We start from the raw sequence: 12379 nt of genomic DNA, 5'->3' as shown, positions 1-12379 counted from the left end.
GTCCGGATCCGCCGCGCGCCGCCCCGAACCGCGCGGCTGCGGACGGCGGCGCAGGCGCCGCACCTCATAGCGCAGCTTGCCGCCGCTCGGCATCGCCTGCACGGCGTTGAGCGTGACGTTGAGCAGCACCTGAGTCACCAGATCCGCGTCGATCCACACCGGAGCCAGTCGCGGTGCCAGGTCGACTTCGACCTCGACGCCGGCACGCGCGACCGCCTCCTCGGCGAGCTGCAGCACCCGCTCGATGCAAGGCCCGAGCGAATGGGGACGCAGCTCCGGAGCGCGCGGGCGAGCGTACTGGAGCAGGCTCGTGACGATGCGGTCGAGACGCGACACTTCGTCGAGGATCACGGTCACAAAACGCGCACGCTCGTCGCCTGGATCGAGTCGCCGCAGCAGCACCTGCGCGCTGGTTCCGATGCCCGCGAGCGGATTGCGAATCTCGTGCGCGACGCCGGCCGACAACTGGCCGAGGGTCGCGAGTCGTTCGTTGCGGCGCAGCTCCTGCTGCATGCGTCGCAGCGTCGTCTGGTCGCGCAACGTCACCACCACCCAGGGTGGGCGCCCGAGGCGATAGCTGCGAAGCGCGACCGGCAGCTCGGCGCCGGCCGGGGTGCTCAGCACCACCTCGCGCTCGGTGTGCGCGGAGCGATAGGCGTCACGCATTGGATCGTCGCCCGGCACCACCGTGCGAACCACGTCGGCCGCCCAGCGTCGCAGCAGGCGCGGGCGCTGAAGCCCGAGCATCCGCGTGGCCGCCACGTTCAGGTCCCGGATGCGACCGACCGGATCGAGTACCAGTACGGCGGCGTCCGCATCGGCCAGCAGGGTGCGTGCGAGCACCTCGGGTGGTGGCTGCGCCCCTCCCTGAGTCGATCGCGGGCGCGTCATGGGACTCGCTCGGTGCGTTCCATCGCGCGCGGAGTATAGGGAACAGGGATGCCGCGCGAAAGGCGCGCGAGCTGCGACGACTCAGTGCGTCGGCGGATCCAGTGCTCGCAGCACCGATTCGATCAGCCGCGACTTCACGTCGTCACGATCGTAGTGGCCGGCCACGATGCGGGCACGAGCCGCGATCACTTTGGACCAGCGCACGGTGTCGTCCCGGCGGCTGGAGGCCCCGCGAACCACGCGAACGGTCGCGCGGCGGGGACGAGGGCGAGACTTCGATCGCTGATTACCGGCCATGCCTTGGTTCGCGGCGCCCGCGGCGCGCGCCTCCGCCGAGGCCTTCGGCCGCGCTCGGCTCAGGAAGAGCCGCGAGGGTCGCGCCTCGTTTGATCGCCTGCGGCGTCGCCAGCGTCCGGCGTTCCTCCCGGACCACCCTGCGCACGCCGATTTTCCTCCTGGATGCGGGCGTAGATCTCCTCGCGATGCACCTTCACCTCCGGCGGCGCCTCGATGCCGAGCTTCACCTGGCCCGAGCGTACCTCGAGCACGGTGATCTTGACCGAGTCTCCGATCCGGATGTTCTCTCCTAACTTCCTTGTTAGGACCAGCATCGTGAATTCTCCTCCACTCCCGCCCGGGAATCGTTCCCGGCTTCAGGGCGTATCGGCATGACGCGACACCGACTTAAGGCGAGAATAGCCCGAGGCCGGTGTCGCGGCCAAACCGCTCGCGGCGACGCGTCGTTCCGGCCGTGGAATCACGCGATGAACACTTTCGTTTGCTGGCTTTTTCGCGCCTCGCCAGTCCGAGCCGCGGACTCGCGAGTTACTCAGATGCCACCAGGGCGCCCGCGAGTTCACGCGAAAGTTTTCCGAACGCCTCGATCGCTCCCTTCGCATCGTGACTGGAGGCGATCGCCCGCATGAACGCCGCTCCCACGATCACGGCGTCCGCGCCACTCGCGAGTTTCCGCGCTTGCTCGGCGTTCGAAATGCCGAAGCCGACGGCGATCGGGAGCTGCGTGTGCCGGCGAATCGCCGCAATGCGCTGCGAAACGTCACCCGCCTCACCCCCTCCGGCCCCCGTCACACCGGTGCGCGCCAGGCAGTAGGCGAATCCGCGGGCACGTGCCATCAGCAGCGGCAGCCGCGCATCGGGGGTGGTCGGCGCGACCAGCACCACGGTATCGAGACCCGCGGCGTCCAGGGCGCCCCAGATCTCGGGCGATTCCTCGGGCGGAAGGTCTGACAGGATGACGGCATCGGCACCGGCGTCCCGCGCTTCGCGCGCGAAGCGCTCGACCCCGAAGCGCACGACCGGATTCGTATAGGTCATCAGCACGATCGGCAACGAATCGATTCCGGCCGCGCGTGCGCCCTTCACCAGCTCGAGTACCGCGGAAACGTCGACGCCGGAGCGCACCGCGTGTTCCGACGAACGTTGGATGTCACCGCCATCCGCGATCGGGTCACTGAACGGGATGCCGATCTCGATCGCGAGCGCCCCCGACTCGGCGGCGACACGGATCATCGCGGCACTCGATTCGAGATCCGGATAGCCCGCGGTGAGGAACGGGATCAGCCCCGCACGACCCTGGCGCGACGCGAAGGCACGGGCAAGCCGGCGTGGGGGATCGGAGCTCACGACGCGCGGGGCCAGCGGCCCCGGTTCACTCGCCGAAGGAGCGGCGCCCGACCGGGGAATACCACGGGTCGAGCCAGGCGCCGCGCATGTTTCCGTACTGAAGCGGCGAGCGCACGTCCTGATAGGAGACGTTGATCGAGAGCGAGCGCAACGGCTGGTAGTGCAGATTGAGCCCTTCGAGGAAGAAACCGCTGTTCAAGTTGCCGCCGCCACCGAACGCGTTGCCGAGGCTCACGCTCATCTGAAGCGGGCTCTTGAACTGGTAGCTCAGGCGCGTCACCTGCAGGCCGCTCGAGGCTCCGCTCCAGCCGGTGCCGAACGACAGCTCGGTACTGATGTGCATGCGCGAGGTGTCGATCCAGCGCGACGGCATCGCGAGCGCGCTGACCGGAACCGAGGTGCCCTGGCCGCCCGAGAACGAACCGGGCCCCGACCACGGCATCGCGCAGACCGCCGCAGGAATCGCGGCGCACGCGAGAGCGAGAACGACGGTAGCGAGACGCTTCATCACGTGCACGAAGCTAAGCGGGGCGGGAGTCGGTGTCAATCGCAAGCGACCGCCCCGTCAGCGCAATGTCAGGTCGGGCTTCGAGCCGGCGGATCAGGCCGCCTGCTTGAGCACGATGCGAATCACGATCTCCTGCGTCTGACCGAGCGCCGGCAGTGTCACCGGAACCACGATCGACGCGGTGCCGTTCGCCATGGCTTCGACGGTGGCCGCCGGATTGTTCTGGATCGAAGGTGCGCCGACGTCGCGGCGCGCCGTCGCAGGGGCGACCGCAGCGACGGTCTCCGCTGAAACGGTGGTGAGCCGAGTCGGTGCTGCCGCCGGTGCCGCTGCGGCTCGCGCGGGCTCCGGCGTCGCACGCGGTGCGCTCTCGGTGGGCAGCTCGATCTGTCGACCGTAGTCGAGCCCGCCTTCGGCCACCGGTTCGGCGACACGACGCGGTCGCTCGGCCGGCTCCGCCAGTCGGGCGGGTGCACTCGGAGGAGCGGCAACGCTGGTCGGCAGAGCCGCCGGACTGGTCGGACGCACGGGCGTCGGATCCTCGAGCTTGGCGGCTTCGCGGATCGGCTGCGGTGAGGTCTGCCCCGGACCCCGGCGCAGATCCTTCGTCACCTTCTCCATCAGGAGGTGCGAGATGCCGCGGAAGGTCTCGAACACGCCCTTGCCCTGAGTCGCCACAGCTTCGAACGACGGGAACTTGGCGCCGGGATTCAACTCGGCGTTCAGCTCGTCGACGGTGTAGACGTTCGGCAGGTCGCGCTTGTTGTACTGGATGACCCACGGAATCTCGTCGAGGCTGAGCTTGTACTCGGCGAGGTTGTCGCGAAGGTTCTGGAGGCTCTCTTTGTTCTCCTCCATCTTGCCGACTTCGCTGTCGGCCACGAATACGATCGCGTCGGCGCCCTTGAGCACCAGCTTGCGGGTCGCGTTGTAGAACACCTGGCCGGGAACCGTGTAGAGCAGGAAGCGAGTCTTGAACCCCATGATCTCACCGAGATCGAGCGGCAGCAGATCGAAGAACAGCGTGCGATCCGACTGCGTCTTCATGCTCACCATCTTGCCGCGGCTGGTGTCCGGTACCGCTTCATAGATGGCTTCGAGGTTCGTCGTCTTGCCGCTCAGGCCCGCGCCGTAATAGACGAGCTTGGCGTTGATTTCCTTGCCGGAGTAGCTCACGACGACCACGGTCGATTCCTCCTTGTGCGACTCCACCCTGGATCAGGGCCGAGCGGACGGTGACTCCCTGCCGCCCCTGCTGGCACTCGTTCTCGATGGCTAAGATCGGCTCGGCCCGACCTGAACTTGAACTGAAAGATCGCGGGCGGGCGCGCGGCCCCACCCTGTCGCAGGGAAATCCCATGGAGCCCCTTGCCGCCCTTTCTCCACAGGCGCCCTGAGGGTGATCCCGGTTCGCCTCGGAGGAGCGTGAGCCTCGCCGAGAAGCACCCGGGATACCGGATGGGGCCAGCGCGTTCGCTCGCGTGCGGGCCGGCTTGTCGCTCCGCTCCCGCCCTGCACTTCGAACACGACTTGGCCGGGTTTTCGGCCGGGACCCGGGGCGGCTTGAGGTCGCGGAATCCTAGAGCGCCGCAGCCTCGGTCGCGTCGCGACGCAGCCAGATCCCCGGGCGCTCCTGCACCCGTGTCTGCATGCGCTGCGATTCCGGGTAGTGGGCGAGGAAGATGCGCTTCAACTCCTCGCACTGCACGGTCGGGAAATAGCGTCGAACCGGAGCGAACATTTCGTCGCGCGACGAGAACACGAACGCGGTCAGCTCGGTCACGCGCTCGTACTGGTTCGCTCCGTAGGCTGCCTCGGGCGTGTCCTCGAGGTCGAGCCATAGCGACCCTTTGGCCTCGAGCACTTCGAACCCGTGCTTGGCGGCCATCAGGAACTCCCACAGCCCGAAGATCTCGAGCGGCACGAAGCGCGGTGTGGCGTCCCCCGACACTCCACTTCGTCGGATATTGCAGCGCACCAGTTTCTGATTCGGCATGATCCCTCCGTGGCAGCATGGCGGCGCGAGTGGATCGATTGCGGAGCCCATGCTAGGGGGGTTCGGTTCGAGGGTCAACGCGCAACCGCATGCGGCTCCAAGATCTAGCCCCCCTCCTTCGGCATCGTCCAGCCTTGACGCTTCCGCACTCAGGACGTAGCTTCGCGGCGCTTCGCCCCCCAGCCCATGCGGTCCCGGACGACCGTCTGCCGCGCGCCCGAGCGAGGAGTGAAAACCGGATGTCTCGACTGGTCTACGGCTGGCTCACGGGACTCGTCGCCAGCCTGCCGCTGTGGCTCGGCTACGGGATTGCGGACCTGCTCACCGAGGCGCACTTCAGACTGTTCGCGGCGCGCCGCCACGCGGCATTGGCGAACCTCGCGGTCGTGCTTCCGCGAGCGACCCGCCGGGAGCGCATGCGAGTCGCGCGCGAGATGATGCGCAGCTACAACCGCATGATGTTCGAGTTCTTTCGCCTTCCCCACGTGACGCGATCGGAGCTCTGGAGCTCGATCGAGGTGGTGGGTCGCGAACATCTCGCGAATGCAGCCGAGCGTGGACGCGGCGTGATTCTGTGCTGCACCCACATCGGCAACTGGGAACTCGGGGCGCTGCTCGTGGCGCACTGGGGCTACACGATCTATGCCGTGGCCGGCGTGCAGCTCAACCGCTGGCTCGCCCCCGCGGTGCGCGAGAGCAAGAGCGAGCTGGCAATTCACACCGTTTCGCCTGAAGACGGCTTCCGGAAACTGCTGCGGGCGCTCGAGCACAAGGACATGATCGCGCTCATGGTCGACGGCGACATCTACAGCCATGGCATTCCGGTCGAGTGGTTCGGGCGCGAGTCGCGCTTTCCGGCCGGTCCGGGAGTGCTCGCGCAGCGCACCGGAGCGCTCATCATCTGCGGTTATTGCGAGCGCACCACGCCGGGCCGCTTTCGGGTCGTGCTCGAACCGGCGCTCGACCCCACCACGTTTCCCTCGACTCTCGCCGTCAATCAGGCGATCGCCGCACGGACCGAACGGCACGTGCGCGAGCATCTCGATCAGTGGTGCATCTTCCGCCCGCTGTGGGAAGGCTCGGCGAGCGCCGACGCCTCACCCGCGACCGAAGGGCATCGCGTCGAAGCGTGAAGATCGGGATCGTTTCCCAGAGCTACTACCCGCGCTACGGCGGCGTCACCGAGCACGTCCATCACACCGCCGTCGAGCTGCGTCGTCGTGGCCATGAGGTCACGATCATCACCAGCCACTTCCGCCGCGGCGAGGTCGAAGAGCCGGGAGTCGAGCGCATCGGCTACAACCTGCTGATCCCGTTCAACGGCGCCTTCGTGGATCTCGCGGTCGGATGGCGACTGCGCTGGCAGCTCGGTGAGCTCTTTCGCCGCCACCGCTTCGACGTGGTGCACACCCACGCTCCGGTCGTGCCGACCCTGCCGCTGTTGTCGATCCAGATCGCACCGTGCGCGCAGGTCGGAACTTTTCACACCACCGGCAATCCCGACGCATGGCTCGAGTGGTCGTGTCGCCTGCTCGAGAAGGACGTCGGCCGGCTTCACGAGCGCATCGCCGTCTCCAAGACGGCGCGGAAGTTCGCGGCGCACTTCTTCCCGGGCGAGTACCACGTGATCCCGAACGGCGTCGACGTCACGCGCTTTCACCCCGAGGTCGAGCCGTTCGAGGAGCATCGCGAGCCGGGCGTCGTGAACCTGCTGTTCGTTGGGCGCCTCGACCCGCGCAAGGGCGTCCATCATCTGCTCGCCGCAATGCCGGGCGTGGTCGCGCGTTCGAACGTGCCGGTGCGCCTGCTGCTGGTCGGCGATTCGTACCTGCGCCACAAGCTTCAAGCCTCGGTGCCCGCGAACCTGCGCGATCGGGTGCGGTTCCTGGGCCACGTGCCGAGCAACGACCTGCCGCGCTGGTATGCGACCGGCGACATCTTCGTTTCGCCGGCCTCGGGTCAGGAGAGTTTCGGCATCGTGCTGGTCGAGGCGATGGCGAGCGGTCGGGCGGTGGTCGCCTCGGACATCCCCGGCTATCGCACCGTCGTCACTCCGGACCGCGACGGCGTCGTGGTGCCGCCCGGCGACGTGAACGCGCTGGCGGAGAAGATCGCCGGGCTCGTGAACGATCCCGTGAAGCGCGCCTCGATCGCGGCCCGCGGTCGTGAGCGGGCGCTCGAATTCGCGTGGCCGCACATTACCGATCAACTCGAGCGGGTGTACGAGAGCGCGCTGCGCCGTCATCGCGACGCCCAGTCGGCGCGCGGGCGATGAACGCCGACGACCGGCTCCCGGTCACGGCGGCCGGAGCGGAAGGCATCCCCACCGCAAGTACTCCGCTATTCGCGCAACGCAATTTCGCGGCACTGTGGTGGGGCCAGCTGATCTCGATGCTCGGCGACCGCTTCACCTACCTGGCGCTGCTCGGGCTGCTCGCTTCTCACACCGGTCAGTTCCGCGAGGATCGCTCCTCGCTGCTGCTCTCGCTGCTCGCGAACGTGATGCTGGCGCCGGTGCTGCTGTTCGCACCGTTCACGGGTGCGTGGCTGGATCGCGTCAATCTCAGGCGTGTGCTGCTGATCTCCGACTTCATGCGCGCGGTGGTGGTGGTGTTGATCCCCATCACGTACCAGGCCACGCAACACACCGGGCCGGTCTTCATCCTCGTGTTCTTGTTGTTCTTCTGTAACGTGTTCTTCCTGCCGGCCAAGAGTGCGATGACGCCCGAGATCGTGCCGACCCATCAGCTCATGGCCGCCAACGCGCTGCTCTCGGGAGCCGGAATCGCGGCAACCGGAGCCGGCATGCTGGCGGGCGGCTGGGTGGTCGATCACTGGGGCTGGACGACCGCACTGTGGATCGATGCGGTCACCTATCTGATTTCGGTCGGAACGCTGGCGCTGATCCGCTACCACCCGGTCGAACGCCCGGCGATGGTGCAGCGCATCACGGTCCGTTCCTATCTGGTCGAAGTCGGTGAAGGCTGGGCACTGCTGACTCGCAGCGCGACCGTGAGACTCGGCATGCTCGCGCTCGGCGCGGTGTGGCTGGGCGGCAGCTTCCTGCACGTCGCCGGCAATCAGCACATCCAGCGCGCGGCGAGTGTGCCGGGCATGGAGCGCGTCGGCGTGCTGATGTGCGTGCTGGCGATCGGAAGCGGCGTCGGCACCTGGTGGATGAACGCGCACGGCAGGCGCCTGCGGCCCGCGCTACTGCTCGGCATCGGCCTGGTGCTGGCGGGCGTCGGAGTGGGAGCCGTGGCGGTCTCGACGCGATTCGCGGTGTTTGCGCTTGCCGGCTTCATGATCGGGCTGTCGATCGCACCGGTGTTCGTGCTGTCGGAAACCCTGTTGCAGCTCGGCGTCGAGCTCAGCCAGCGCGGCCGGGTATTCAGCGCCCGTGACTTCCTCATGCGCTTGCTGTTCATGGTCGGGGTCGCGCTGGCGGGCGCGGTCACGCGCCAGAGCGATACGCGTGCGGCGCTGCTGGCGGCCGCTTCGCTGATCGCGGCCATCGGCCTGATCACGATGGCGACGGGCCGCAACGTCTCGGTCGCGCTCGCCCAGGCTCCGCCTACGAACGAGCCTCGACCCCGGTGAGCAGGTCGACCGCCCAGCGCTCGCGCAGCACGCGCTTGAACGCGACGCTCTCCGCCTCGCCCCCGAGCCGACGCCGATACTCGTCGTAGGCGTCGAGAATCGAAGCGCCGAACTCCGCGAGGACCCGACCTTCACGATGAGCGGCTGCGAGGCGTTCACCGCCGTCGGCCGCGACCGCATCGAGCAGTTCGGTCGCGAGCTGTTCGGCAGGATCGCTCGTCACCGTGGTCGCGCTCGCGTGCTCCGGCACCGGTTCGCCGAGTTCCTCGGCGTTCACTTCCGCTCCCACCGCGAACTCTTCGGAGGGCGACCAGAACGAACGGGAGACGCGGGCCGCTTCGGCCTCGGCCGCCGCGGCGATCGAGCCTACGGTTTCTTCGTCGTCGCGCTTGACGACGAACGCCGCGCCGCACGCCGGGCAGCGCACACGCGCGCCGCCGGGTCCCAGGAGGTGATCCGGCAGCAGATACGCGGACGAGCACTGCGTGCAGTAGACGTTCATCGTGACGGCGCCTCGAGAGCGCGGCGGCATTGTGCAATATCGGCCGCGAATCCGAAAGATCGAGCCGGAAGTCGGCGTCGGCGCGGGTTCCTCCCCCGGCGGCACGCTACCCCGCGAGCGCCAGCTCGAGCGGCTCGCGGTAGCGTTCCAGCAGTCGGTTGCGAAGGGTCTGGAACTCCGGGTGTGCGAGCAGCCGGTCCTCCATCACGACGCGAGCAGCGACCACGCGTGCCCGTTCGAGCAGCGCGCGATCTCGCGACAGATCCGCGATCCGGAAACGCGGCAGGCCGCTCTGCCGCACGCCCCACAGATCGCCTTCGCCGCGCAGTCGGAGATCGGCTTCCGCGAGCTCGAATCCGTCCCGGGTTCGCACCATCACTTCGAGGCGCTCGCGTCCGATCGGGGTGGCCGCGCGACCTGGCACCAGCACGCACACCGAGCGATGCGCTCCGCGACCGACGCGCCCGCGCAGCTGATGGAGCTGACTGAGGCCGAAACGGTCGGCATCGAGCACCAGCATGAACGTGGCATTCGGGACGTCGATGCCGACCTCGATCACGGTGGTCGCGACCAGCACCTGCACCTCATTGCGCACGAACGACTCCATGACGTCGCGTTTGGCGTCGGACTTGAGACGCCCGTGCAGCAGCCCGACCCGATAGGGGGCCAGCAGCGGGTGTTGTGAGAGTCGCGTCCATTCGGCTTCGGCAGCCTTGACGTCGTTGCGCCCCGCGTCTTCGATGAGCGGCACCACGACGAATGCCTGTCGTCCCTGAACGAGCTCCTTCGCCATGAATTCGATCACCTGCGGGAACTTCTCCTCGCCCGTGACGCGTGTCACCAGGCGCCCGCGGCCATCGGGCCGCGACCGCAGCTCGCTCATGTCGAGGTCGCCATAGCGTGCCAGCGCCAGCGTGCGAGGAATCGGCGTCGCCGAGAGCACCAGCACGTCGGGAATCACGCCCTTCTTCGCGAGTGTGGCGCGTTGCCGCACGCCGAAGCGATGCTGCTCATCGACGATCGCGAGCGCCAGCTCCGGCATCGGCACCCGATCCTCGAGCAGCGCGTGAGTGCCGACCACCAGCAGCGGCTCGCCGGCCGCCAGCCGGGCTGCGATCGCCTTGCGCTCGGCGGCCGGCGTCGAGCCGGTCAGTGCCACGATCGGTGGACCCGCAACACCGGCGAGCCCGAAGTTGCCCGAAGGCTTCCCCGCCCCCGCGTGCGCGACGACGCTGACGTCGGCGACGAAGCGCGTGAGTGTTTGCGCGTGCTGACGCGCGAGGATCTCGGTCGGCGCCATGAACGCGACTTGATGACCCGCCTCCAGCACGTGGAGCGCCGCCATCAGCGCGACGATCGTCTTGCCGCTGCCGACATCGCCGACCAGGATGCGGTGCATCGGCAGGGGCCGCCGGAGGTCCTCGACGATCTCGTGGATGGCCTTCGTCTGATCGGCCGTCAGCTCGAACGGCAGTCGCCGCTGCACCTCGATCGCGAGCACGCCAGGCCCCGCCGAGATGAGCCCGCGTCCCTCCTGCGCCAGGAACTGGCGGCGCAACTCGAGCACCACCTGCAACTCGAAGAGCTCATCGAAGGCGAGCCGCGAGCGAGCTCGCTCGAGTGCCGCGTCGTCGATCGGAAAGTGAATGTTCTCGAACGCCTCGCCGAGCGGCGCAAGCGACTCCGCCACCCGCACGGATTCGGGCAGCGGATCGATGACCTGGCTCGCCACCGCATCCAGCGCCCTCCGCACCGCCTGCCGCAAGCCGCGGGCCGAAATGCCTTTGGTGAGCGGATGCACTGGAACCAGTCGGCCGACGTGCAGCAGGTCGGCGACTTCTTCCTCGACCACCTCGAACATCGGGTTGACCATGCGACGCTCGAGCGGATCCACCTCGCCGCTCAACACCACCTGCAGGCCCTTTCGGAGCGTGCGGGCGAGGAACGACTGGCCGAAGAAGTAGGCACTCACGACCCCCGATTCGTCCGCCACCGAGCAGGTGAAGTCGGTGCGGCCGCCGCGTGACCGCAGCGCCACCGCCTGCTTCACCTCGCCGCGCACGGTGAAGAGCGCGCCGGGACGCAACTGAGCGATCGGCACGAACTGGCGCGCGTCGAGCCACGTCCGCGGCACGTGGCGGAGCAGATCTTCGACCGTGCCGATGCCGAGCTTTTCGAACAGGGGAGCGCGGCGCGGACCGACGCCCGGCAGGAATTGGATTCGCGTGTCGGGCGCGAGCGGCGGTGCTGCATGCGAACGAGTGGCGGCGGTCACTCGTGCATCTTACCGGTAGAGCGATTTGACCGCGCCCCAGGTCGAAGGGCGAGCCGCGGTTCCGCCATCTGCGCCCGGTCGAACAGCCGCGGCAATCAAATTCACGCCCGATTTGCCGAGCCCCCCGCCGCCCTGCTAGTCTCCTCGTCCATTTCTCAGCCGGGTGACCGGTGTCTCGCAGGAGGATTCCCGTGGCTTACAAGTGCAGCGTGTGCGGAAAGGCCGCGATGACGGGCCATTCGGTCAGCCACGCGAACAACAAGACGAACCGGCGCTGGAAGCCGAATCTTCAGCGCGTCCGGGCACTGGTGAAGGGGCAGGTCGCCAAGGTGAATGTCTGCACCAAGTGCCTCAAGGGCAATAAGATCGAGAAGGCGGTCCGGGGCCGCCACAAGGCTGCCGTAGCCTGATCGCTCGCGACTTCTCGCTCGCGCGTCGGCGCCCGGTTCGCCGGGCGCCGTTCGTGTTTTCGGCCTAGTCGGACGACGCCTCGGTGCGCACCAGAAGCTCGCGCCACGCCAGCTGCTGACGGGGTAGCGCGCAGAACGGATCCAGATCGAGCGCGCGGGCGAACGCGGCATCGGCCTCATCGGTACGGCTCTGCGCCGCGAGCGCCCACCCGAGATCGGCATGTGCGGCCGCGAAGTCCGGGTGCCGAGCGATCGCCGAGCGCAGCGCGCCTTCCGCACCTCGCGCGTCGCCCTTCACGAGTCGGGTGCGTCCGAGTTCGGCCTGTGCGTCCGCCCACTCGGGACGCCGCGACACCAGCTCGACGAGCAGGCCTTCCGCGGCCTCCAGGTGGCCGAGCCCGCGCTCGAGACGCGCGAGTTCGAAGCTCGCAGCCGCATAGCCGGGCTGAAGCTTGAGCGCCGCCTGTGCGGCGTCGCGCGCCGCGTTCCAGTCTCCGGCTTCGCGGCGCGCGCGCGCCAGCGCGAGTTGCAGATCGGCATGATCGGGCTGCAG

12 protein-coding genes and 1 pseudogene are annotated in these 12379 nt (G+C 68.3%); 4 read left to right on the top strand and 9 right to left on the bottom strand.

Annotated elements, in window-relative coordinates; translation table 11 throughout:
- The 6 genes and pseudogenes from HOP12_03140 to HOP12_03115 all read right to left on the bottom strand — a co-directional run.
- Positions 1-891 (bottom strand): hypothetical protein (locus HOP12_03140; protein ID NOT33144.1); only part of this gene is annotated, 891 nt, incomplete at its 3' end.
- Positions 892-1247: 356 nt separating this feature from the next.
- Positions 1248-1502, bottom strand: a complete 255-nt coding sequence (gene csrA, locus HOP12_03135) for a carbon storage regulator CsrA (GenBank protein NOT33143.1) — start codon at positions 1500-1502, stop codon at positions 1248-1250.
- A gap of 214 nt (positions 1503-1716) precedes the next feature.
- Positions 1717-2535, bottom strand: a complete 819-nt coding sequence (locus HOP12_03130) for a tryptophan synthase subunit alpha (GenBank protein NOT33142.1) — start codon at positions 2533-2535, stop codon at positions 1717-1719.
- A 25-nt stretch (positions 2536-2560) separates the two neighbouring features.
- Positions 2561-3043, bottom strand: a complete 483-nt coding sequence (locus HOP12_03125; protein ID NOT33141.1) for a hypothetical protein — start codon at positions 3041-3043, stop codon at positions 2561-2563.
- 609 nt (positions 3044-3652) lie between these two features.
- Positions 3653-4228: pseudogene (locus HOP12_03120) on the bottom strand (GTPase domain-containing protein).
- Positions 4229-4622: 394 nt separating this feature from the next.
- Positions 4623-5039, bottom strand: a complete 417-nt coding sequence (locus HOP12_03115; GenBank protein NOT33140.1) for a hypothetical protein — start codon at positions 5037-5039, stop codon at positions 4623-4625.
- Positions 5040-5278: 239 nt separating this feature from the next.
- Between HOP12_03115 and HOP12_03110 the strand changes: the two genes are divergently transcribed.
- The 3 genes from HOP12_03110 to HOP12_03100 are packed head-to-tail and all read left to right on the top strand — an operon-like array spanning position 5279 to position 8639.
- Complete coding sequence (locus tag HOP12_03110) at positions 5279-6172, top strand: hypothetical protein (protein NOT33139.1); 894 nt, start codon at positions 5279-5281, stop codon at positions 6170-6172.
- Positions 6169-7314, top strand: a complete 1146-nt coding sequence (locus tag HOP12_03105; GenBank protein NOT33138.1) for a glycosyltransferase family 4 protein — start codon at positions 6169-6171, stop codon at positions 7312-7314. Before HOP12_03110 ends, HOP12_03105 begins: the two co-directional genes overlap by 4 nt.
- The gene (locus tag HOP12_03100) at positions 7311-8639 is read left to right on the top strand and encodes an MFS transporter (GenBank protein ID NOT33137.1); all 1329 of its coding nucleotides are present in this window, start codon (positions 7311-7313) and stop codon (positions 8637-8639) included. The genes HOP12_03105 and HOP12_03100 overlap by 4 nt, the downstream gene beginning before the upstream one ends.
- On the opposite strand, the gene HOP12_03095 is transcribed toward HOP12_03100, so the two are convergent.
- Positions 8614-9141, bottom strand: coding sequence for a hypothetical protein (locus HOP12_03095; protein ID NOT33136.1), 528 nt, complete (start codon positions 9139-9141; stop codon positions 8614-8616). The genes HOP12_03100 and HOP12_03095 overlap by 26 nt on opposite strands.
- Before the next feature lie 106 nt (positions 9142-9247).
- The gene (recG, locus tag HOP12_03090; GenBank protein NOT33135.1) at positions 9248-11416 is read right to left on the bottom strand and encodes an ATP-dependent DNA helicase RecG; all 2169 of its coding nucleotides are present in this window, start codon (positions 11414-11416) and stop codon (positions 9248-9250) included.
- Positions 11417-11607: 191 nt separating this feature from the next.
- Between recG and HOP12_03085 the strand changes: the two genes are divergently transcribed.
- The gene (locus tag HOP12_03085; protein NOT33134.1) at positions 11608-11826 is read left to right on the top strand and encodes a 50S ribosomal protein L28; all 219 of its coding nucleotides are present in this window, start codon (positions 11608-11610) and stop codon (positions 11824-11826) included.
- Positions 11827-11890: 64 nt separating this feature from the next.
- Here the strand turns inward: HOP12_03085 and HOP12_03080 are convergent.
- Positions 11891-12379: tetratricopeptide repeat protein (locus HOP12_03080; GenBank protein NOT33133.1), on the bottom strand; the 489-nt coding region annotated here is incomplete at its 5' end.

The sequence above is a fragment of the Candidatus Eisenbacteria bacterium genome (assembly GCA_013140805.1).
Lineage (GTDB): Bacteria > Eisenbacteria > RBG-16-71-46 > RBG-16-71-46 > RBG-16-71-46 > JABFRW01.
Note: the sequence above shows the minus strand (reverse complement) of the source record. Positions and strands in the feature narration are given on the sequence as shown.

What these genes read in the sequence shown, in the direction of transcription:
- HOP12_03095 (NOT33136.1), bottom strand. Translation starts at nt 9,141, where the DNA reads ATGAACGTCTACTGCACGCAGTGCTCGTCCGCGTATCTGCTGCCGGAT.
- HOP12_03100 (NOT33137.1), top strand. Translation starts at nt 7,311, where the DNA reads ATGAACGCCGACGACCGGCTCCCGGTCACGGCGGCCGGAGCGGAAGGC.
- HOP12_03110 (NOT33139.1), top strand. Translation starts at nt 5,279, where the DNA reads ATGTCTCGACTGGTCTACGGCTGGCTCACGGGACTCGTCGCCAGCCTG.
- HOP12_03125 (NOT33141.1), bottom strand. Translation starts at nt 3,043, where the DNA reads ATGAAGCGTCTCGCTACCGTCGTTCTCGCTCTCGCGTGCGCCGCGATT.
- HOP12_03115 (NOT33140.1), bottom strand. Translation starts at nt 5,039, where the DNA reads ATGCCGAATCAGAAACTGGTGCGCTGCAATATCCGACGAAGTGGAGTG.
- csrA (NOT33143.1), bottom strand. Translation starts at nt 1,502, where the DNA reads ATGCTGGTCCTAACAAGGAAGTTAGGAGAGAACATCCGGATCGGAGAC.